The sequence below is a fragment of the Roseateles sp. genome, assembly GCF_052436255.1.
Classification (GTDB): domain Bacteria; phylum Pseudomonadota; class Gammaproteobacteria; order Burkholderiales; family Burkholderiaceae_C; genus Pelomonas.
In genome coordinates this window covers 17,524-38,400 of sequence record NZ_JBQVNP010000038.1, presented here as the reverse complement: position 1 = coordinate 38,400, position 20,877 = coordinate 17,524, and the positions used below count along the sequence as shown (strand labels likewise).

Annotated in this window: 19 protein-coding genes and 1 pseudogene; 4 read left to right on the top strand and 16 right to left on the bottom strand. The window is 66.4% G+C overall.

The window, feature by feature from the left end; all coding sequences use genetic code 11:
* Positions 1 to 231 (bottom strand): annotated as a pseudogene (locus ACT6S0_RS11315) (hypothetical protein); the annotation flags it as partial.
* Between the two features lie 164 nt (positions 232 to 395).
* Between ACT6S0_RS11315 and ACT6S0_RS11310 the strand changes: the two are divergent.
* Complete coding sequence (locus ACT6S0_RS11310) at positions 396 to 749, top strand: phage holin family protein (RefSeq protein ID WP_444763987.1); 354 nt, start codon at positions 396 to 398, stop codon at positions 747 to 749.
* A gap of 149 nt (positions 750 to 898) precedes the next feature.
* On the opposite strand, the gene ACT6S0_RS11305 is transcribed toward ACT6S0_RS11310, so the two are convergent.
* Entirely contained in the window at positions 899 to 2,503 is a 1,605-nt protein-coding gene (locus ACT6S0_RS11305; RefSeq protein ID WP_444763986.1) for a M48 family metalloprotease, read from the bottom strand.
* Between the two features lie 74 nt (positions 2,504 to 2,577).
* Between ACT6S0_RS11305 and moaC the strand changes: the two genes are divergently transcribed.
* On the top strand, positions 2,578 to 3,078 hold the full coding sequence (moaC, locus tag ACT6S0_RS11300; RefSeq protein WP_444763985.1) for a cyclic pyranopterin monophosphate synthase MoaC: 501 nt from the start codon (positions 2,578 to 2,580) through the stop codon (positions 3,076 to 3,078).
* On the opposite strand, the gene ACT6S0_RS11295 is transcribed toward moaC, so the two are convergent.
* The 12 genes from ACT6S0_RS11295 to recA form a co-directional block, all read right to left on the bottom strand.
* Complete coding sequence (locus ACT6S0_RS11295; protein ID WP_444763984.1) at positions 3,070 to 4,767, bottom strand: Wzy polymerase domain-containing protein; 1,698 nt, start codon at positions 4,765 to 4,767, stop codon at positions 3,070 to 3,072. The genes moaC and ACT6S0_RS11295 overlap by 9 nt on opposite strands.
* A gap of 106 nt (positions 4,768 to 4,873) precedes the next feature.
* Positions 4,874 to 6,190, bottom strand: a complete 1,317-nt coding sequence (locus ACT6S0_RS11290) for an O-antigen ligase family protein (RefSeq protein ID WP_444763983.1) — start codon at positions 6,188 to 6,190, stop codon at positions 4,874 to 4,876.
* A gap of 158 nt (positions 6,191 to 6,348) precedes the next feature.
* A complete protein-coding gene (locus ACT6S0_RS11285) occupies positions 6,349 to 6,795 on the bottom strand; it encodes a pilin (protein WP_444763982.1) in 447 nt (148 codons plus the stop codon).
* A 238-nt stretch (positions 6,796 to 7,033) separates the two neighbouring features.
* Positions 7,034 to 7,819, bottom strand: coding sequence for an MBL fold metallo-hydrolase (locus ACT6S0_RS11280; protein WP_444763981.1), 786 nt, complete (start codon positions 7,817 to 7,819; stop codon positions 7,034 to 7,036).
* A 209-nt stretch (positions 7,820 to 8,028) separates the two neighbouring features.
* Positions 8,029 to 8,682 carry an FHA domain-containing protein gene (locus tag ACT6S0_RS11275; protein ID WP_444763980.1) on the bottom strand — a complete coding sequence of 218 codons (654 nt, stop codon included), beginning with the start codon at positions 8,680 to 8,682 and terminating at the stop codon, positions 8,029 to 8,031.
* A gap of 37 nt (positions 8,683 to 8,719) precedes the next feature.
* Complete coding sequence (locus ACT6S0_RS11270; protein WP_444763979.1) at positions 8,720 to 9,529, bottom strand: Stp1/IreP family PP2C-type Ser/Thr phosphatase; 810 nt, start codon at positions 9,527 to 9,529, stop codon at positions 8,720 to 8,722.
* A complete protein-coding gene (locus ACT6S0_RS11265) occupies positions 9,526 to 10,647 on the bottom strand; it encodes a serine/threonine-protein kinase (protein ID WP_444763978.1) in 1,122 nt (373 codons plus the stop codon). The genes ACT6S0_RS11270 and ACT6S0_RS11265 overlap by 4 nt, the downstream gene beginning before the upstream one ends.
* A gap of 106 nt (positions 10,648 to 10,753) precedes the next feature.
* Positions 10,754 to 11,647, bottom strand: a complete 894-nt coding sequence (gene sucD, locus ACT6S0_RS11260; RefSeq protein WP_056267171.1) for a succinate--CoA ligase subunit alpha — start codon at positions 11,645 to 11,647, stop codon at positions 10,754 to 10,756.
* Positions 11,648 to 11,665: 18 nt separating this feature from the next.
* Positions 11,666 to 12,826: an ADP-forming succinate--CoA ligase subunit beta gene (sucC, locus tag ACT6S0_RS11255; RefSeq protein ID WP_444763977.1), complete on the bottom strand. Its 1,161-nt coding sequence runs from the start codon at positions 12,824 to 12,826 to the stop codon at positions 11,666 to 11,668.
* Between the two features lie 24 nt (positions 12,827 to 12,850).
* A complete protein-coding gene (locus ACT6S0_RS11250) occupies positions 12,851 to 13,543 on the bottom strand; it encodes a DUF2889 domain-containing protein (protein WP_444763976.1) in 693 nt (230 codons plus the stop codon).
* Between the two features lie 123 nt (positions 13,544 to 13,666).
* The gene (locus ACT6S0_RS11245) at positions 13,667 to 14,182 is read right to left on the bottom strand and encodes a regulatory protein RecX (RefSeq protein ID WP_444763975.1); all 516 of its coding nucleotides are present in this window, start codon (positions 14,180 to 14,182) and stop codon (positions 13,667 to 13,669) included.
* Between the two features lie 91 nt (positions 14,183 to 14,273).
* Complete coding sequence (recA, locus tag ACT6S0_RS11240; protein WP_444763974.1) at positions 14,274 to 15,320, bottom strand: recombinase RecA; 1,047 nt, start codon at positions 15,318 to 15,320, stop codon at positions 14,274 to 14,276.
* A gap of 176 nt (positions 15,321 to 15,496) precedes the next feature.
* Here recA and ACT6S0_RS11235 point away from each other — a divergent pair, with 176 nt between their 5' ends.
* Together ACT6S0_RS11235 and ACT6S0_RS11230 are read left to right on the top strand one after the other, a co-directional pair.
* Positions 15,497 to 16,168, top strand: a complete 672-nt coding sequence (locus tag ACT6S0_RS11235) for a response regulator (protein ID WP_444763973.1) — start codon at positions 15,497 to 15,499, stop codon at positions 16,166 to 16,168.
* Between the two features lie 39 nt (positions 16,169 to 16,207).
* A complete protein-coding gene (locus ACT6S0_RS11230; RefSeq protein WP_444763988.1) occupies positions 16,208 to 17,707 on the top strand; it encodes a sensor histidine kinase in 1,500 nt (499 codons plus the stop codon).
* Here the strand turns inward: ACT6S0_RS11230 and rodA are convergent.
* Together rodA and mrdA are read right to left on the bottom strand one after the other, a co-directional pair.
* Positions 17,697 to 18,851 (bottom strand): rod shape-determining protein RodA, encoded by a 1,155-nt coding sequence (rodA, locus tag ACT6S0_RS11225; protein ID WP_444763972.1) that lies wholly within the window; start codon positions 18,849 to 18,851, stop codon positions 17,697 to 17,699. The two genes, ACT6S0_RS11230 and rodA, sit on opposite strands and share 11 nt — an antisense overlap.
* Complete coding sequence (gene mrdA / locus ACT6S0_RS11220) at positions 18,848 to 20,866, bottom strand: penicillin-binding protein 2 (RefSeq protein ID WP_444763971.1); 2,019 nt, start codon at positions 20,864 to 20,866, stop codon at positions 18,848 to 18,850. Before mrdA ends, rodA begins: the two co-directional genes overlap by 4 nt.
* Positions 20,867 to 20,877: the final 11 nt, after the last annotated feature.

The following is a 20,877-nucleotide window of genomic DNA, read 5'->3' as shown; positions in this document are numbered from 1 at the left end:
GTCCACCATCAGCACCGGTGCAACCTCGATGACGGCCTGGCGCACGGCGTCGATCTGCAACAGCGCCCAGCCGCCCACCAGGTGGGCCGCGACCACGGCGCCGATCAGCGTGCGGCGGCCGTGCGCGCCGAGGTCATCGCTGCGCGCAGGCAGGGACGGCAGGGGCGCAGCCAGCGGCCATGCCGGCGCGGGCGCTGCAGATTCAACGAGGACGGAAGAGGCTGAGGTCACGCCAGGCAACGGGGAGTAGGAGGCAAGGGGCACCAAGCGCTGGTCGGCCCAGGCGGATGATGTGCAAGAGCTGCCGAATGCAACAGCGGCAGTTTAGCATTGAATGAGAATGATTCCTATTGAGAATCGCATCTCGCGCGACGCGCCCCTGTATGCTGGGCGGTATGAAGACGCTCACTCGATGGCTGCTGCTGGCTGGCGCGCTGCTGCTGGTCGCCCACCTCTACCCCGGCGTTGTGGTGACAAGCTTCACCTCGGCGCTGATCGCGGCGCTGGTGCTGGGCCTGCTGAATACGCTGTTGCGGCCCATCCTCGTGCTGCTGACATTGCCGGTCACGGTGCTGACGCTGGGGCTGTTCCTCTTCATCATCAACGCGCTGATGTTCTGGGCCGCGGCATCGCTGCTCCCTGGCCTGATCGTGACCGGCTTCTGGGCAGCGCTGATCGGCTCGTTGATCTACAGCCTGTGCGGCATGGTCATCGACGTCCTCGTCGAACGCATCTTTCCGTCCGACTGATCCTGTAGCTTCACGGGTCGAGCGCCGGGGCGCTCCCGAGCCGGCCCGCTCGGCGATGTACCAGTGGGGCACGTCCCGTGAACAACGCCGTCCCTTGCGGACTGCTTAGGCTCACCGGCGTCCAGCCAGGCGAGATGGGGCGAGGGGTCTCAGTACGGCAGCTCGGCGTCCGGCGGGATGTAGCGCCCGCGGTACATCTCGCCAAGCAGCGACTGGCGCTCATAGACCAGGGCGCGCAGCCGCGCATCGATGACCGAGGCCTCGACCTGGTCGGCGTCGGCACCCCGCGATTGGCGCAGCCCCGAGCGCAGGCGGTCGATGGCGCCGTTGAGATCGCCGGCGGCCGCGCGTGTCTCCGCCTGCGCGCGCACCGCGCGCAGCGGCTGGCCGAGCTTCTCCCAGACCAGCGCAAGTTGCGACCACGCCAGCGCGTCGCTCGGCGTCAGGCTGACATGGGTCTGCAGGGCGTCCGCTGCTTCACGCAGCGCCGGCCCGCCCGTCGCTGCCGGGCCCGCAGCCAGCGCCAGGCCGACGCGCTGCAGCAGTAGCGGCCGTGAGCGCTCGCCCTGCAGGCGGTCAAGCGCGGCATTGCCGTCGGCGACCCGCCCGCGGGCCTGTGCCAGCTCGGCACGCAGGAAGGTCAGCAGGCGGGTGGCCGAGGCGGTCTCGGCCGGGCTGGGGCGGAGCAGCTCGAGCGTCAACTCGGCGCTTCGCAGCGACGCCTCGGCGCGGTCGAAGTTGCGCAACTTGATGGACGCCAGCGCCGCGGCATAGCGGGCACCGAGCTGCTCGAAGCCGCCACTCTCCTTGATGTTGCGCGCGCCGGCGTCGTAGTTCTCCAGCACCTTCCAGGCGTCCACGCGCTGGTCCATCAGCACCCGCGTACGCGCCGCCATCAGTGCATGCTCCGCCAGGCCACGCGGGCGCATGAAGGGCTCCAGCGCGAGGCGGGTACGCGCATCGCCGATGCGCTCGCTCGTCAACGGGTGCGAGCGCAGATAGGGAAAGGCGCCCGAGTCCATCAGGTGATAGGCCTGCTCCATGCGCTCGAACATGCCGACCATGCCGCTGCCCGCGAAGCCGGCCTCGACCAGCACGTTGAAGCCGACGCGGTCGGCCTCGCGCTCCATGTCGCGCGAAAAATTCAGCGACAGCTGCGTTGCCGCCGCCTGGCCGCCGATGATGCCGGCCTGTGCCAGGTCGGCATTGCCGCGCGAGGCGGCCAGCACTCCCAACAGCAGGCCCGCCACGGCGACCCAGCTGTTGCGTGAATCGCCCGCGATGCGGCGCGCGATATGGCGCTGGGTCACGTGCGAGATCTCATGCGCGATCACCGAGGCCAGCTCGTCGCGCGACACCGTCATCGCGATCAGCCCAAGGTGGGTGCCGACGAAACCGCCCGGCAACGCGAAGGCATTGACGCTCTTGTCCTCGACCAGGAAGTGTTCCCAGGCAAAGCGCGCCTGCGTCTCGTCGCCGATATGCCCGAGCTTGCGTGCAGCGGCGACCAGCGGGTTCCAGATGCCGTCCATGTACTCCTGCAGCAGCGGGTCGTGCAGGTAGGCCGGGTCGATGCGGATCTGGCGCATGTAGCGGTCGCCGATCTGCCGCTCGGTGCCGACGTCGAGGTCTTGCGAGACCGCATCGCCCAGCGCCGGCAGGTTGACCTGGGCATTCAGCGGCGCGCCGGGCAAAGCCAGGCTGGCGGCTGCAAGCAGGGTGAGCAGGGGGCGGGTGGCGAATGACTTCTTCATCAGGCAGGGACTCCGGCCAGCGCGGGCTGGCTGTCTATGATGCCTGCAACTCGGTTTCCTGTTTGTTTCCAGGCATGACGTCTCTGCTGACCCACTTCGACGCCCACGGCCAGGCCCATATGGTGGATGTGTCGGCCAAGGCCGAGACGCACCGCGTCGCCGTGGCGGCTGGAGAGATCTGCATGCTGCCCGCGACCCTTGCCTTGATCGCCAGCGGCACGGCGAAGAAGGGCGACGTGCTCGGCGTGGCGCGCATCGCGGCCATCCAGGGCGCCAAGCGCTGCGCCGACCTCGTGCCGCTGTGCCATCCGTTGCCCATCACGCGCGTCAAGGTTGAGTTCGAGATGGACGAGGTGTCCAGCCGCGTGCTGTGCCGGGCGCAGGTCGAGACGCTGGGCCGCACCGGCGTCGAGATGGAGGCCCTGTGCGCCGTGCAGGTCGGCCTGCTGACCATCTACGACATGTGCAAGGCCGCCGACCGCGGCATGGTCATCGGCAATGTGCGTGTGCTGGAGAAGCAGGGCGGCAAGAGCGGCGACTGGCGGGCCGCCGAGTCATCGTCGCCTTCAACGTAGCGTGCGCCAGTCGCGCACCGTCGACGCCGGTAGGCATTGCGGCATGGGCGCCGAGGCGGCGTCGCCGCAGGACGCAAACCAGTTGTCGCCCGTCGGGTTGCGGAACTCGCGCAGCCGGTCGGCCAGGTAGCGCGCGCCCTCCACATCCCCGGTGGCCTCCAGTGAGCGCGACCAGTGCATCAGCAGCCGCGCGTCCACCAGGTTGAACGCGGTGCGGCGTGCAGCAGACAGGGCCACCGGGCCGGGCGAGAGGCTGGTGGCCGCCGCGTAGTCGGCCTGATGGCTGAAGAACAGCGAGCGCTGGCCAGCGGCGATGCGCTGGCCCAGCGGCACGGCTTCGGCGCTCGGCGCGTAGATGGCGACGATGCGTTGGTAGTCCCACAGTGCGAAGGCGCTGCCGGCGATCAGCAGGCCGCCCATGGCTTGCCATGGCACTGCAGATGCGGGTTCCGGGGGCGTCTCGGCCGGCAGTGACAGGCCGAACGCGAAGCAGGCGGGTAGCAGGAAGTACGCGTACCACAGCGGGTACTCCAGCAGGCTGTGCAGCGTGATGGTCAGCACCAGCATCAGTGCCATGCGGCGCAACGGTGCGTCGTCCGAAGCACGCACGGCGTCACGCCAGGCCTGCCACAGTGCCCAAGTCAGCAGGCCCAGCACCGCGCCGGCCCAGGGCAGCCCGAGCTCGACGGCCAGCTGCGCCGGCAGGTTGTGCGTGTGGTCGAAGAAGGCAATGGGCCGCGTCGGGAAGGGTGTCAGGCTCCAGGCGAAATTGAACTCACCCCAGCCGACGCCGAAGATGGGGTTGGCCAGCATCAGCGCCCAGGCGTCGCGCAGGATGGCCAGGCGTGATGGCGAACCGGCGCCTTCGGACAGCCGCGAGGCCGCGCCGAACGCATGGCCCTCGGCCGACCATAGCGACATCAGCCACCAGCTCACGCCCAGCATCAGCGGCGTGGCGAGCAGGCTCAGGCGCGCATTGCGCGAGAGCCTGCGGTCGACGAGGCCCCAGGCGGCCAGCATGCCAATGCCGATGAAGCCGGTGCGCGAGGCGCTCAACACGACGGTGAAGACGCAGGCGAACATCAACGGCGGCAGCATCGCGCGCCAGCCACGCTTCTCGCAGATGAAGACGGCGGCGACCGCAGCCCACATCATCAGGCTGGCGAGGTGATTGGGCTGGCGCAGGTTGCCCACGGCGCGGCCCGGTATGCCGGAGCGGGCGATGACGTCGCCATCGGCCCAGCCGGGCGCGAAGACCTGCACGAGGCTGATGGCGGTGCTGGCCAGGCCCGCAACGAGCAGGCCCCAGCACAGCGCCTCGGCAGCGCGGCTGCGCATTTCCCCGGACAGCCCCTGGGCGACGAGCAACACGGCCAGGCCTGCGCCAATGATGGCGGTGGCGGTCAGGCCCAGGGAAAGGGGCAAAGCGCGCCAGACGACCGAGCACATCGGCGCGGCCAGCAGCAGGGCCATGGCCACCGCCGCAGGGCTCCTCAGTCCGACGCGCCACCCGGGCGTGAACCGGGCCCACAGCAGCAGTGCGACCCCCCAGGCGGCTAGGGCCAGGAGTTGGTTATAGAGAGTGGCCGCCGGGGTCTGGTTAAAGGCCAGCAGCGGTGGCAGGGCCGCAGCAAGGACGAGGCCCAATGGGGCGGCCTGCTCGGAGGAATCGGGCGTCACAGGAGACATGGGCGCGGATGATGGCATGGGCATACCCGCCTAGCGCGCGCGGGGGACTTGAGGTTCGCGTGGGCGCGTGGGCGCCGCCAAGGTGGGTTTTATATGTGCCGCGCAGTCAACGCGGGCTGGAAAGATGAGGCGGTCCGAACTGCCCGTGTGACCAAAATCTCGGTCTTGCACCTTCACCCGGAAACGCTTGCTTGACTGACTCGAGATGCGAACTGAGCTGGATAAGTTCCGGAAGTGTGTGCAGTATCAATGCACTGCTCAGCATCAAAGGCATTAGGGTCCAGCGGCGCGCAATTGGCTTTTTGGACACCCGGTCATGCGAGAGCCATGCCCAACTCAGGCCTAGCAGCATTGCAAGCCACATCTGGCTGACGGGCATCACCCAAAGGCCGGAGAACCAGCTGTCGACGAATACGGCGGTCCAGCAGGCGATGAGACAGGCGCCAAGTTGATGGTCAGCACCGCTTGCTGCACGTAGCTTTCGCGTAAGCGCCTGCATTAGCCACACCCCAACGAGACCAATGAGCAGCGTTGCAGGGAAGCCCCACTCGGCCAGCAGCTGTAGCGGCAGGCTGTGCGGGTGGGCGGCCTTCTCATGATTGCCATAGGCATAGTGCATCGGCCCAGCTCCCAGCAGTGGCGACTGCAAGGCCATATCCCATGCGCGCGCCCAGAGGCCGAAGCGGGAGTTGTCACTGACCAAATCCAGTGATTGGGTTTCTCGCCCTACGCTGAATATATGGCCGACAGGCGCTGCGAGCGCTTGCAGCGCCGCAGCGAGTAGCCCCCCCAGCGTAAAGCAAGTAGCAAAGATCGAAAAAGGCGACCGCACCTCGCGGCGACGCGTTAAGCAGAGCGCGCCGAGCACCGCAAGGGTCGCGGCAAAGGCGAGCAAAGTGCCACGACCCAATGTGATCCAAAGCAGCACCATGCTGGCGAGCAAGCCGAAGCCCGTCAGCACGCGCAGGGCGCCGGATCTGAAGGTGATCACGCCGTAGACGGCCAGTGGTAGAGCAACGGTTTGCACGTGGTTGAAATAGCGCCGGTTAGCAAAGCCCGGAAGCGGCAGATCAGCGCCCACTGGTACGCCATGTGCCGCGCTGACCAGCGCCATGCATAGCACCGGTGCGGCATAGGCCATTACGGCGAGGCTGGCGATCTTGGGGAGCCATCTCATTGCTTCGACTCCTTGGGCAGCCAGCAGCGCGCCCAGCGCCAAAACACATGCAAGATTCAAAAACTCGCGCAGGGCCATCCATGAATTGGCTGCGAACATGCACGACAGTAGGCCCAGCACTGCAAGCCCTGTGGTAGCCCAGCGAATGCGGTGTGGTAACACAGGAATCGCCCTCGCTAAGCCTAAAGCGGCAATCACCGGCACGAGAGCGAGTTGAGTGGCGCGGGCAGCGTCGTAGGCGCTCAACTTTGACTCAACCAACGGGATGAGCAAAGGCACCCCCAACAAGTAACCGGCCACGCATAGGACGGTTGGCATAGCGAGCCAGGGTGCTGCCTGCATCTGAAGCTTCAAAAACGCAAAGGGCCCGAAGGCCCCTTGCAAGGAAAACGCTTGGACGCTTATTAGGAGAAGGACTTCGTCAGAGACGCCTGCACCGCGGCCGGAATGTCGCCGGTGAAGGAGGCCACCCACTTGATGCGGGACGACCCAGTGACATCAGGCGTCAGCACGATTGTGCTGGCGTTGTCATTTCCCATCGCCTTCGCCGGGATGGATGCGGTGATGACGCCATCAGTAACGGCCACACCAGAGACGAGCACCGTGGTCATGGTGCCGGGTATACCGTTCGCCCCCAAGTCGCAGTCGGCAAGCAAACCCGTTTCTTGTGCGCAGATTGCCACTGATTTCGTATACGCACCCAAACTAGTTACCGCTGACGCAGCTTTCGACTTAGACGTGTAATCCCGGTACTGCGGAATCGCCACGGCGGCCAGGATGCCGATGATGGCCACGACGATCATCAGTTCGATCAGGGTGAAGCCTTGTTGGGCGCGTGCTTTCAGATTCATGTCGGTACTCCAGCGAAGTGGTTGGTGGGGAGGCAGACCCCTTGAATGCAGGGGCCGTGCCAGCATCGCGAGGGCCTTCCAGCGTGCAAAACCGCACGGTTTCGTGGCTGAAAGTGCCTCGGGCTGACAAAAAGCGTCACCTCGGACTGACGCGTTGTGTCACCCGGGCGGGGGCAGCCGGGAAACGTCAGGCAAAAAAATGGCGCCTCGCGGGGCGCCGTCAGTCGAGCTCGAAGGCTCATAGCAGCATTTCCTGACCCGCTGCCAGCGCACTGATGCGGTGTGGGCTGCTCAGCGCTTGCACGCCCTGCATCACGGCGTCGGCCTCGCCGGGCTTGATATGGGTGATGCGGACGTCCACGCTGCCCGCCAGTTGCGCAAGTTCCTCGCCGAGTTCGGCCGGGCAGAGATGTTTGCTGACATGCGCGAGTTCGGCCTCGTCGTCGCTGAAGGCAGTTTCGATGACGAGGTGGGACAGGCGCAGTTCGGCCAGGCGCGTCCACAGCGCCGGGTTGGGACCGGTGTCGCCCGTGAAGACCCAGTGGGCATGTTGCGCCGCAGCGCCGCCGTCGACGGCGAAGCCTACCGCCGGGACGGTATGCGCGGCCGACAGCACCTCGATGACGCGTCCACTGATCTCCAGTCGCTCGCCGATCTGGAAAGCGTGCAACGACAGCACCGGCGCCTCACGGCTGGGCAGGGCGGTGAAGTCAGGCCAGATCACACCGTTGAAGATGTGGCGGCGCAACGCGTCCAGGGTCTCAGGCAGGGCATGGACCTGGATCGGTGGGCGGCCGGCGGCGGCGCGCAGGCGCAGCACGGCGTCGGCCAGCAGCGGGATGCCCAACACATGGTCCAGGTGTGAGTGGCTGATCAGGATGTGGTCGATGGCGGCCAGTGCGTCCAGCGGCAGGTCGCCCACGCCGGTGCCGGCGTCGATGAGAACGTCGTCGTCGAGCAAAAAGGCTGTGGTCTTGTAGCCGGCGGCAATGGCGCCGGAGCAGCCCAGGACGCGAATGTTCATGCGATGCGTGGCTCGGTGTCGGGGGCCTCGCGTCAGGCGAGGTGGAGCCAAGAATGTACGCACCCGCCCTGGAGGTCGGACGGTCGGATTACCGAGTTGGGGGTGTCGCTATCGTGAGGAAGTCACGCACTGACCACCGCCAGCCGGTTTCGCCGGCAACGGCTGCTGATCGGCCCTTTCGCGCGGCCAAAGGCCGCTGCGGTCGCGAATCAGCCTTGGATGAATTGCATCTGCGTGCCGGCCAGTTCGATCAGGTCGCCGGTGCGCAATGCAATCGATTCGCCGGTCAGCGGGATGCCGTTGACGCTGGGGCGCTGGCTGCCCTCGACATGGGCGAAGACATAGCCGGTGGGGCGCTTGGTGATGGAGGCCACCTGGACGCCGGGCTTGCCGAGCGTGGTGACGACCTTGGTCAGAGCAACTTCACGGCCGGCAGCGGCGCCGGTCAGGACCTTGATGGAGGCCGGGCCGATAGGCGCTGTGTTGCCCAGCGAGCCGAACGTCGACGTGAGGCCCAGGTTCGGCGGCGCGCCGGTTCCGGGCTTGAGGATCATCGTCTTCTCGTAGTCGCCGCCGTCGTTGAGCAGGAACTTGATCTTGTACTTGCCGATCTCAACGGTGTCGTTGTCCGCCAGCAGCTGCTTCTTGATGGCCTTGCCGTTGATGTAGGTGCCGTTGGTGGAATTGAGGTCTTCTATGAAGACGTCGGCCCCGACCATCTGCAAGACAGCGTGCTCGCCGCTGACGGCAAGGTTGTCAATGACGATGTCGTTGTACGGCCGCCGACCCAGCGTGGTCTTGTCCTTGGTGATCTGTACCTCCTTGATCACCACGCCGTCGAGCGAGACCACCAATTTGCCCATGAAAGACCTCAAGTTCTGTTGTACGTGCCACGACTCTTCAGGCAGGAGAGTCCTTGCCGCCACGTCGACCGAAGGGCCACCAGCCCCGTCCTTCGGTACGTTGGCGGCCCTCGGCGCGGGCCAGGATGAGCGCGATGTTATCGCGCCCGCCAGACTCATTGGCTGCGTTGATCAGCGCACGTGCAGCCTCGGGCAGGGCCGGATTGCCATTGAGCAAATTGGCGAGGCTGTCGTCGTCGAGCATGTCCGACAGGCCATCGGAGCAAAAAAGATAGGTGTCGCCCGGCTGAACTTCGTGCAAATGCAGCTCCAGCAGCACGGTGTCCTCGACGCCGACAGCCCGTGTCACGAGGTTCTTGTTGCTGGAGAAAGCGGCCTCCTCGACGGTCAGCAGGCCGGCGTCGATCTGCTCCTGCAGCAGCGAATGGTCGCGCGTGATCTGCATCAGGCGGCCGGCGCGCAGGCGGTAGCCGCGCGAGTCGCCCACATGGCCGAGCAGCAGGCCTTCCGGACGGAAGACGCCCAACACCAGCGTCGTGCCCATGCCCGCGTACTTGGGGTTGGTGTTGGCGGCGTTGAAGATGGCGCGGTTGGCGTTGTCCACGCAGATATCCATGGCGCGCCTGACTTCGCCGGCCCGGGCTTCCCGGCCGGCATCCTTGAGCCAGCGGCCTAGTTCCGTGCTGATGAAGCCGGTCAGCATCTGGCTGGCCACCTCGCCGGCGTTGTAGCCGCCCATGCCATCGGCCAGCACGGCCAGACCGGCGGCCTCATCGAGCGCGACCGAATCCTCGTTGTTGTCGCGCGCGCGGCCCACATCGGTGGCGCTGAAGAACTCCAGGGTCATGAGGCTTGGGAAGGATCGTGCGGCTCAGCGCCGGAGGCAGGGGAGCGACGATTCTGCCCTGCTTCCTCGGGCGTCAGGCGCAGTGTTTGTGCGAACGCAGCTTCCTGCGGCTGCACCATTTCGGGCGCGTTCGGCTCTGCCTGCAAATCCATCACGAGGACGGCTTCCAGATCGCGTGCCATCTCCTCGCCCGAGGCGTAGCGCAGCTCCGGGCGCTTCTCGAGCGCGACGGCCAGCACCAGGGCCAGCGACTCGGGCAGGCCGGGGCGGTGTGCGCGCACGTCGCGTGCGGGTTCGGTGGCGATTTGTTGCATCAACCGTGCCATCGAATCGCTTTGGTGCGGCAGGGTGCCGCTGATCAGCTGATAGAGCAGAACGCCCAGCGAATACAGGTCGCTGCGGCCGTCCACCGTCAGGCCGGCCAGCTGTTCGGGAGACATGAACGATGGCGTGCCCAGGACCAAGCCGGTGCGGGTGCGGCTGCCGTCGCCGACGCGGGCGATGCCGAAATCCATCAGCTTCAAGCTGCCGTTGACGCGGTCCAGCATGACGTTCGCCGGCTTGATGTCTCGGTGGATAACGCCCTGACTGTGCGCATAGTGCAGCGCGCGCGCCAGCCGGGCGCCGAGCTGAACGACCTCACGCACCGGCAGCAACTGGCCCGCCTTGGTGAACTGGCTGAGATCGCGGCCGAGCACGTACTCCAGCGCGATCCAGGCGTCGCCGCCGTCCTGGCCGGCGTCGACGACCTGCAGGATGTCGGGATGCTCCAAGGCACGCGCGGCTCGCGCTTCGCGCATGAAGCGTTCGCGCACGTCGGCCAGGTCTTCGGCGGAGAACTCGCGGCTCAATGCCAGGCGCTTGATGGCGACCTGCCTGCCGGTGGAGCGCTGCGTGGCCTTGTAGACGATGGCCATGGCGCCCCGGCCGATCTCGGCGCCGAGATCGAAGTCACGCAGGTCCTGCGCCGTCGTGGCTTTTGCTTGGGGCGCCGCAGCGCCGGGCGCCTGCGTTTGCTGAACGGCAGGCAGCGTGGACAGCTCGCTGAGGGGCGCGTCCCCATCGCCGGCCGCGCGGCCGAAGATGCGCTGCCAGAAACCAGGTTTGCCGCTCGCCATGCCGTCGATCTTAGGCGGAGCAGATTGGCGACCACCCGAGCGCTGCAGCCTGAATGAAAAAGCCGCTGGGCGTTGGCCCAGCGGCTTGTGCTTGCGCGGAGCCCTTTTACAGCAGGGCTTTGAGCAGCTTGGCCATCTCGGACGGGTTGCGCGTGATCGTGAAGCCGCACTCTTCCATGATGGCCAGCTTGGCGTCGGCCGTGTCGGCGCCGCCAGAGATCAGCGCACCGGCGTGGCCCATGCGCTTGCCGGGGGGGGCAGTGACGCCGGCGATGAAGCCAACGATGGGCTTCTTCATGTTGGCCTTGCACCAGCGCGCGGCCTCTGCCTCGTCGGGGCCGCCGATCTCGCCGATCATGATGACGGCGTCGGTGTCCGGGTCATCGTTGAAGGCTTGCATCACGTCGATGTGCTTCAAGCCGTTGATGGGGTCGCCACCGATGCCGACGGCCGATGATTGGCCCAGGCCGATCTCTGTCAGCTGCGCCACGGCTTCGTAAGTCAGCGTGCCCGAGCGCGACACAACGCCGATGCGGCCCTTGCGGTGGATGTGGCCCGGCATGATGCCAATCTTGATTTCTTCCGGCGTGATCAGGCCGGGGCAGTTGGGGCCCAGCAGCAACGTGCGCTTGCCGCCTGCGGCTTCCTTGGCCTTCATCTTGTTGCGCACTTCCAGCATGTCGCGCACGGGGATGCCTTCGGTGATGCAGATCGCCAGGTCCAGGTCCGCCTCGACGGCCTCCCAGATGGCGGCTGCAGCGCCGGCAGGCGGTACGTAGATGACCGACACGGTCGCGCCGGTTTGTCCAGCCGCTTCCTTGACCGTCGCGTAGATGGGAATCTCTGAGAACTTCTCGCCAGCCTTCTTCGGGTTCACGCCGGCGACGAAGGCGTTCTTGCCGTTGGCATAGGCCTGGCAGCCCAGTGTGTGGAACTGGCCGGTTTTGCCCGTGATGCCCTGGGTGATGACCTTGGTGTCTTTGTTGATGTAGATGGACATGTCTGATTCCTCGGGGCGTTAGGCGACAGCGGCGACGATCTTGGTCGCGGCTTCGGCCATGGTGTCGGCGGCAATGATGGGCAGGCCCGATTCGGCCAGCATCTTCTTGCCCAGCTCTTCGTTGGTGCCCTTCATTCGCACGACCAGCGGCACGCTCAGGTTCACGGCCTTGCAGGCGGTGATGACGCCCTCGGCGATGGTGTCGCACTTCATGATGCCGCCGAAGATGTTGACCAGGATGCCCTTCACGCTCTTGTTCTTCAGCATGATCTTGAAGGCCTCGGTCACCTTCTCGGCCGTGGCGCCGCCGCCGACGTCCAGGAAGTTGGCGGGCTCGCCGCCGAACAGCTTGATGGTGTCCATCGTCGCCATGGCCAGGCCGGCGCCGTTCACCAGGCAACCGATGTTGCCGTCCAGGCTGATGTAGGCGAGGTCGAACTTGCTGGCTTCGACTTCGGCCGGATCTTCCTCGTCGAGGTCGCGGTAGGCCACGATCTCCGGGTGGCGGAACAACGCGTTGGCGTCGAAGTTGAACTTCGCGTCCAGCGCCATCAGGTTGCCCTTGCTGTCGCGGTTCAGGGGGTTGATTTCAACCAGCGACGCGTCGGTGTCCATGTAGCACTTGTAGAGCTTGGCGAACACGTCGACGGCTTGGTCAACCGTGTGGCCTTCCATGCCGATGGCGGCGGCGATCTTCTTTGACTGTTCAGCGGTGATGCCGGTCAGCGGGTCGATGATCTCGGTGATGATCTTCTCGGGCGTGCTGTGGGCCACCTCTTCGATGTCCATGCCGCCTTCGCTGGAGGCGATGAAGGCGATCTTTTGCGTCGCGCGGTCGGTCACCAGGGAGATGTAGAACTCCTTGCCGATGTCGGCGCCGTCCTCGATATAGAGGCGGCGGACCTTCTGGCCTTCCGGGCCGGTCTGGTGGGTCTTGAGCTGCATGCCCAGGATGGCGTCGGCCTTTTCCTTCAGGTCATCGATGCTCTTGGCCACCTTGACGCCGCCGCCCTTGCCGCGGCCGCCGGCGTGGATCTGCGCCTTGACCACCCAAACCGGGCCGCCCAGCTTCTGAGCGGCTTCGACCGCCTCCTGCACGGTGAAGGCCGGGATGCCGCGCGGCACCGGGACGCCGAACTGGCGCAGGATCTCTTTGCCCTGGTATTCGTGAATTTTCATGGCTGGGTCTCTCGGGTCGGGAAGTCAGGAAGCGGTTGTGGCTGGCACGGATGTTTCGCGGAGCGAATGGTCGCTCCCGAGTACCTCGGCCAGCTCGCGGCCGGGCGCAGGCTCGGCGGCATGAATGTGCCAGCGTGGATAGAACTTGGCGACGGTTGGGCCGTCGCGACGCAGCGCGTGGCAGCGGTCAAGCTGGAAGGGCGGATTGCCAGCCGCGTCACCCTCGCGCGTGTCGATGACGGAGCCGGCCATGGCTTGGATGACAGCGGTTGGCAACACCTGGCACAGCTCGGTCAGATGGGTACAACCGCGCGTTCCGGCCAGGCGTTCATTGACCGCCGTGCGGAAGCCCTTCATCAAGTTCAGGCCGACCAGGCGGGCGTAGGCCTCGCCGTGCTCGTTGCAGGCGCCGGGATAGGGCATCCATCGCGTCTCGGAGCTTGCAGCCGTGATGGTCAGTGCAGCATCCACGGTGAGGCGCAAACGCATTTCATGGATGGGGTGGCCGGCCTTGCGAGCTTCGCCTGCCAGAGGAACGTCGTGCGTTTTCGTGTCGGTCAGGCTGGCTTCGACATCGAACAATCCGTCGTTACGTGCAAACACCTGCACATCGAGTGCGCGGCGATGCAGCAGGCGGCGCGTGATGGACGGGTGGACGGCAGGCATGGACGGAATTGGGGCAGAACATCCGGCCAATGCCGGGACGGTGTTCGCCACGGTTTATGCAGCTGTTTGCCCTGGCGGCAAGGAGCTTGTAACCGGGTGAACCGCCGTTTTGGGGCAGGCGGCAATGTAGCACGGAGGGTGAAAACTACCCCTGCGCGCTCGGTCAAGCGGCCCTTAGGGCTTCAACAAGCGGCGCACCACTTCGGGGGCAAACCCTCGGGCCAGCAGGAAGCGGCTTTGTCGCGCCTGTTCCGCCATCTCCCGTGACGGTTCGGTGCCGAAACGCCGGATCCAGACTTCGCGAGCACGTTCCAGCTCACTTGCTCGCAGCGCCGCCTGCTGCTCTGTATCGAGTCTCAGCCCGTGCTGGGCCAGCTCCTGTTGGATGCGCTGGGTGCCGAAACGGCTGGCGCGCACATGGACACGGGATTCGACGAAGCGGGTTTCATCAAGGTAGCCAGCGGCGGCCAGGCTGTCGAGCAGCGCCTCAACGACTTTCTCGGCCGGCCCCGGGTCGTCTTCCATACCCGCGGCGTTGCTGTGGCCGCCTGTTTGGTCGGCCTCGGCGCGCCGTGCCAGCCGCTGCTGCTCAATTTGCAGCAGCTTGCGCCTGAGCTCGGCACGGCTTTGCTCGCGCTGGGCCAGCAAGGCAATGGCGCGGGCCTTCAGCGACAAAGGCGCGCGCGCCATGGCAGGTGCTGCGGGTCTACTCAGGGACGGCTGTGGTCAGCAGCGCGACGCCGAGCGATGTTCGGATCTTGTTTTGGCGAAACATGATTGGTCACTCGCTGGCGCTAGCGCCCCCGCCGCCCAAGAGGGCGACGCCGAGCGATGCTCGGATCTTGTTTTCGATCTCGCGGGCGACGTCGACGTTCTCGCGCAGGAACTCGCGAGCGTTGTCCTTGCCCTGGCCGATCTTTTCGCCCTGGTAGGCGTACCAAGAACCCGACTTCTCGACGATCTTGGCGACGACGCCCATGTCGACGATCTCGCCCTCGCGGCTGATGCCTTCGCCGTAGAGGATGTCGAACTCGGCCGTCTTGAACGGCGGGCTGACCTTGTTCTTGACGACCTTGACCTTGGTCTCGGAGCCGATGACTTCCTCGCCCTTCTTGATGGAGCCGATGCGACGGATGTCCAGGCGCACGGAGGCGTAGAACTTCAGCGCGTTGCCGCCGGTGGTCGTCTCGGGCGACCCGAACATGACGCCGATCTTCATGCGTATCTGGTTGATGAAGATGACCATGCAGTTGGTCTTCTTGATCGTGGCGGTCAGCTTGCGCAGCGCCTGGCTCATCAGGCGAGCCTGCAGGCCGGGCAGGCTGTCGCCCATCTCACCTTCGAGCTCGGCCTTGGGGGTCAGTGCGGCGACCGAGTCGATGACGATGAGATCCACCGAGCCCGAGCGCACCAGGGCGTCGACGATCTCAAGGGCCTGCTCGCCGGTGTCGGGCTGGCTGATCAGCAGTTCCTGCAGGTTGACCCCGAGCTTCTGTGCATACTGAATGTCGAGCGCGTGCTCGGCGTCGATGAAGGCGCAGGTGCCTTGCAGCTTCTGCATCTCGGCGATGACCTGCAGGGTCAGCGTCGTCTTGCCCGACGATTCAGGGCCGTAGATCTCGACGACTCGGCCGCGCGGCAGGCCGCCGACGCCCAGCGCGATGTCCAGGCCCAGGGAGCCGGTGGAGACGACCTGGATGTCTTCGATGACCTCGCCCTCGCCCAGCCGCATGATCGAGCCCTTGCCAAACTGCTTTTCGATCTGGGCGAGGGCGGCCTGCAGGGCCTTGGCTTTTTCGGTGTTCAGGGCTTTGACGGGGGCGTCCATGCGAATCTCCGTGGGAATGGCTGAATTATGGGGCAAGCTGTTGGTTTGTACAGTGGTTTGTCCCCCGATCTGCGGCAGCGCGCAGCCTCAGGATTGATGAGCATGCTAGGCCGCGGGTGGCTCATCGCGTGAGCCACCCGCTCAACACCTAACATCGGCAGCGGAGACAAAGAATCATGCGCATCCTGATTGCCGAAGACGACCAAGTGCTGGCCGATGGTCTGCTGCGTGCGCTGCGCGCATCCGGATACGCGGTGGATCGCGTCAGCAGCGGCACCGAGGCTGACTCGGCACTCGCCACGCACGAGTTCGACCTCGTCATCCTCGACCTGGGCCTGCCGCGGCTGCACGGTTTGGAAGTACTGCGCAAGCTGCGCGCTCGCGGCTCGACCATGCCTGTGCTGATCCTGACCGCGGCCGACAGCGTCGAGCAACGGGTCAAGGGCCTGGACTTCGGGGCGGACGACTACATGGCCAAGCCTTTTTCGCTGCAGGAGCTGGAGGCGCGGGTGCGGGCGCTCACCCGGCGTGGTCTGGGCACCGCCAGCAGCGTCATCAAGCACGGCCCGCTGACCTTCGATGCGACCGGGCGCGTGGCCTATATCAACGACCAGATGCTGGAACTGTCGGCGCGCGAGCTGTCGCTGCTGGAAGTCCTGCTGCAGCGCGCCGGTCGGCTGGTCAGCAAGGACCAGCTCGTCGAGCGTCTGTGCGAATGGGGCGAGGAAGTCTCCAACAACGCCATCGAGGTCTATATCCATCGGCTGCGCAAGAAGATCGAGCAGGGGCCGATCCGAATCGCGACCGTGCGTGGCCTGGGCTACTGCCTGGAAAAGATTTCGTCCTAGATGTCCAACAAGGAGGGTGCCATCTCCGAGCAAGGCTCGATGGCTCGGGCCGGCGCTCCTGCGGCACAGGGCTCGCTGTTTGGCGAGATCCTCGACTGGATGCTCGCCCCGCTGCTGCTGATCTGGCCGATCAGCGTCGCGCTGACGTGGCTGGTGGCGCAAGGCATTGCGAGCCGGCCCTATGACCGTGAGCTGGGCGAAGTGGCGCGCAGCCTGGGGCTGCAGGTGGCGGCGGAGTCGGCGCCGGCCAAGGGGCGCGACCGCTATGCCCTGGTGCCGGAGGCGGCTGCGCTGCTGCGTGCGGACGCGTCAGACACGGTCTTCTACCAGGTGCTCGGCGTGCGTGGCGAGTTGCTAAGCGGGGATGCGGGCTTGCCCGTGCCGTCGGAGGACGCGCCCGTCGTGCCTTGGGAGCTGCATTTCCGCGACGACGAGGTCGGCACCGATGCCGTGCGCGTGGCCTATCTCTGGGTGTCGCCCGAGGGCCAGGCCGGCTCGACCCTGACCATGCTCGTGCAGGTGGCCGAGACCCTGGGCAAGCGCGCGCGGCTGACCAACGAGATCATCAAGGGCGTCATCCTGCCGCAGTTCGTCATCCTGCCGCTGGCGGTGCTGCTGGTCTGGCTGGCGCTGGCACGGGGCATCTCGCCGCTCAACGAGCTGCAGCGGCGCATCCGCTCGCGCGAGAGTTCAGACCTGTCCCCCATCGACGAGCAGCGCGTGCCCGACGAGGTGGCGCCGCTGGTGCAGGCCATCAACGACCTGCTGATGCGGCTGGATCTGTCGATGAGCCGCCAGAAGCATTTCCTCGCCGACGCGGCGCACCAGCTGAAGACGCCGCTGGCGGGGCTGCGCACGCAGGCCGAGCTGATCCAGCGCGAGATCGATGCCGGCCGCGCCTCGCCGGAAGAGCTCAAGCGCTCGCTGGGCCACATCGCCAAGGCCAGCGAGCGTGCCGCCCACATGGTCAACCAGCTGTTGTCGATGGCCCGCGCCGAGGATGCCGAGCAGGCCATGCGGCGTGAGCCGGTCAACCTGGCCGAGATCGCCATCGACACGGTGCGCGACTTCGTGCCGCGCGCGCTGGAGCGGCGCATCGATCTCGGCTACGACGGTGTCGCTCCGGATGACAGCCGGTTGCGCGTGCAGGGCCAGCCGGTGCTGATCGGCGAGCTGATCCGCAACCTCGTCGACAACGCCCTGCTCTACACCCCTGCGGGTGGCCTGGTGACGGTGCGCATCGTCGAAGACCCTTTCGGCCAGGTCATGGTGCTGCAGGTCGAGGACACCGGACCAGGTATCGCGCCGGCGGAGCGGGACAAGGTCTTCCAGCCCTTCTACCGTTCGCTGGGCAGCGGTGCGGAGGGCTCGGGCCTGGGCCTGGCCATCGTGCAGGAGATCGTGCAGCAGCACGAGGCCGAGCTGACGCTGGACGACACGCGCGTGCGCCGCGCCGCGGGCGGCGAATCGCCCGATGGCCAGGGGCCGGGCGCGCGGTTCACGATCCGCTTCCAGGCGGTGCCGGCCGCTACGTCTTGACGAGCTTCTTGGCGCGCGCGATGGATAACAGCAGGCCCAGCGAGAGCCCCAGCGTCACCATGGCCGTGCCGCCATAGCTGATGAAAGGCAGGGGCACGCCGACGACGGGCAGGATGCCGCTGACCATGCCCATGTTGACGAACACATAGGTGAAGAAGCTCAGCGTCACCGCACCCGCCATCAGCCGGCCGAACAGCGTCGGCGCATCGGACGCGATCATCAGCCCGCGCAGGATCAGTGCCGTGAAGCCGGCCAGCAGCGCCAGGGCGCCCGTCAGCCCGAACTCCTCGCCAAACGCCGCGAAGATGAAGTCCGTGGTGCGCTCGGGAATGAACTCCAGATGCGTCTGCGTGCCCTGCATGAAGCCCTTGCCGGTCAGCCCGCCGGAGCCGATGGCGATCTCGCCCTGGATGATGTGGAAGCCCTTGCCGAGCGGGTCCTTGGTCGGGTCGAGCAGGGTGCAGACACGGGTCTTCTGATAGGGCTTGAGCAACGGCCACGTCACCTCGGGCTGGCAGATCTCGTCCTCGCTCAGCACCAGCGCGGTGATGCCGGCCGCCGCCAGCACGACGGCAGGAACGATGAGCTTCCACGGCAGGCCGGCGAAGAAAATGACGTACAACCCCGCGGCCAGCACCAGGATGCTGGTGCCGAGGTCGGGCTGCTTGGCGATCAGCAGGAAGGGCAGCAGCAGCAGCGCGAAGGCGGCCATGAAGTCGGGCCAGCGCAGCAGCCCTTCGCGCTTCTGGAACCACCAGGCCAGCATCAGCGGCGTGGCGATCTTGAGCAGCTCCGACGGCTGGATCTGCGTCACGCCGATGCTCAGCCAGCGCGTCGCCCCCTTCTTGGTGACGCCGAAGACCGCAGTGGCAATGAGCAAGGCGATGCCGAACGCGTACAGCGGCACGGCCAGGGCCATCAGCGTCTGCGGCGGCACGCGCGAGACGATGTACATCAGGCCCAGCGCCAACGCCATGTTGCGCGCATGGTCGACGAAGCGTGTGCCATGGTCATACCCGGCCGAGTACATGCACAGCAGTCCCCAACCGCACATCCACAGGATGGCCAGCAGCAGCGGCACGTCCAGACCGCTGAGCCAAGGCTTCACGCGTTGCCACAGGGGCGGGCGCTCGAAGACGGTCATCGCGAAGCTCCTGTAGCCGGTGCAGACGCCGCCGCTGCTGCCGATGCGGCGGACGCCGTCTGGCTCGGCGGCAGCAGCGGCACGTCGGCCACCTTGCGCGACGTGCCGATGGGCGCGTACGTCTGACCTAACTGTGTTTTGGCGATGTCTTCCTCGCTAGGGTAGACGCCCGCCAGCAGGTAGTCGAACACGCGGCGCGCGATCGGCGCGGCGGCGGCCGAGCCCCAGCCGGCGTTCTCGACGATGACGGCCAGCGCGACGCTGGGCTGGTCCACAGGTGCAAAGGCAACGTAGAGCGAATGGTCGCGCTTGCGCTCGTCGGCCTTGATGGCGCTGTAGCGCTCGCCAGCCCGCAGCCCCACCGCCTGGGCGGTGCCGGTCTTGCCGCCGCTCGTGTAGCTTGCGCCCATGAAGACTTGGCGCGATGTGCCCTCCAGCGTCACGCCGCCCATGGCGTTGCGGATGACGTCGACATCGGCTGGGCGCAGCGGCAGCGGCGTCAGCGCGTCGCTGGCGGTGCGGCGCTGCTCATGGCGCACGACGTCCTCGATCTCGCGCACCAGGCGTGGCTTGTAGCGCTGGCCGCCGGAGGCGACGATGGCATAGGCATTGGCCAGCTGCAGCATGGTGAAACTGTTGTAGCCCTGGCCGATGCCCAGCGAGATGGTCTCGCCCGGGAACCACTTCTGGTTCGCCGGGTTCCTCGCGAAGTAGCGGCGCTTCCATTCCTGCGACGGCAGGATGCCGGTGACCTCGCCCTGCACGTCGATCTCGGTCTTGCGGCCCAGGCCGAAGGGCGCCAGCTCGTCGTGGATCAGGTCCACGCCCATCTCGTTGGCCAGGCTGTAGAAGTAGACGTTGGACGAACCCACGATGGCCAGGCGCATGTCCTTCGGGCCGGGCCGGTCGGCCTCGGGGCTGCCGAAGCTGCGTCCGCCGAAGCTGTAGGTCAGGTTGTCCTGGATGACGACGTTCGGCCCGCGTTTGCCGCTGGTCAGCGCGGCCATGGCCATCAGCGGCTTGAAGGTCGAGCCGGGCGGATAGGTGCCGCGCAGCGCGCGGTTCAGCAGCGGCTTGTCGATGTCCTCGTTGAGCTCGCGCCAGGAATCGGCGTCGATGCCATCGACGAAAAGGTTGGGGTCGAAGGTCGGCTTGGACACGAAGGCCAGCACCTCGCCGTTGCGCGGGTCGATGGCCACCAGCGCGCCGCGGCGCTGGCCGAACAGCCGCTCCACCAACGCCTGCAGCTTGATGTCGACCGACAGGTTGAGCGTGTTGCCCGGCGTCGGCGGCTTGTGGTCCAGCCGGCGCACGGCGCGGCCGCCTGCGCTGGTCTCGACCTGCTCGAAACCCGTGATGCCATGCAGCTCGCGCTCATAGGCCTGCTCCAGGCCGAGCTTGCCGATGTACTCGGTACCGCGGTAGTTGGCGAGGTCTTCCTCCTCCCAATCTTCCATCTGCTTCTTCTCGGCCTGGTTGATGCGGCCGATGTAGCCGATCAAGTGGGCGCCGACCTCACCGAGCGGATACGAGCGGAACAGCCGTGCCTTGATCTCGACACCGGGGAATCGAAAGCGCTGGGCCGTGAAGCGGGCGACCTCCTCGTCGGTCAGCTTGGTGCGGATGGGCAGTGAGTCGGTGTGCTTGGCTTCGTCCAGCAGTCGCTTGAAGCGGCGCTTGTCGCGTGGCTGGATGTCCACGATCTGGCCGAGGGCCTCGATGGTGGCGTCCAGGTCAACCACCTTCTCGGGGTTGATCTCCAGTGTGTAGGCCGAGTAGTTACTGGCCAGCACGACGCCGTTGCGGTCCTTGATGAGGCCGCGGTTGGGCACGATGGGCACGATGGCGATCCGATTCGATTCGGCGCGGGCTGCCAGTTCATCGTGCTGGATGACCTGCAGCCAGACCAGGCGCGCCACCAGCAGGCCGAAGCAGAACAGCACGAAGGCCACGGCGGCCAGCACGCGCATGCGGAACCGTGACAGCTCCTGGGGGAGGTTCTTGAGGACGACCACGACTCAGGGTG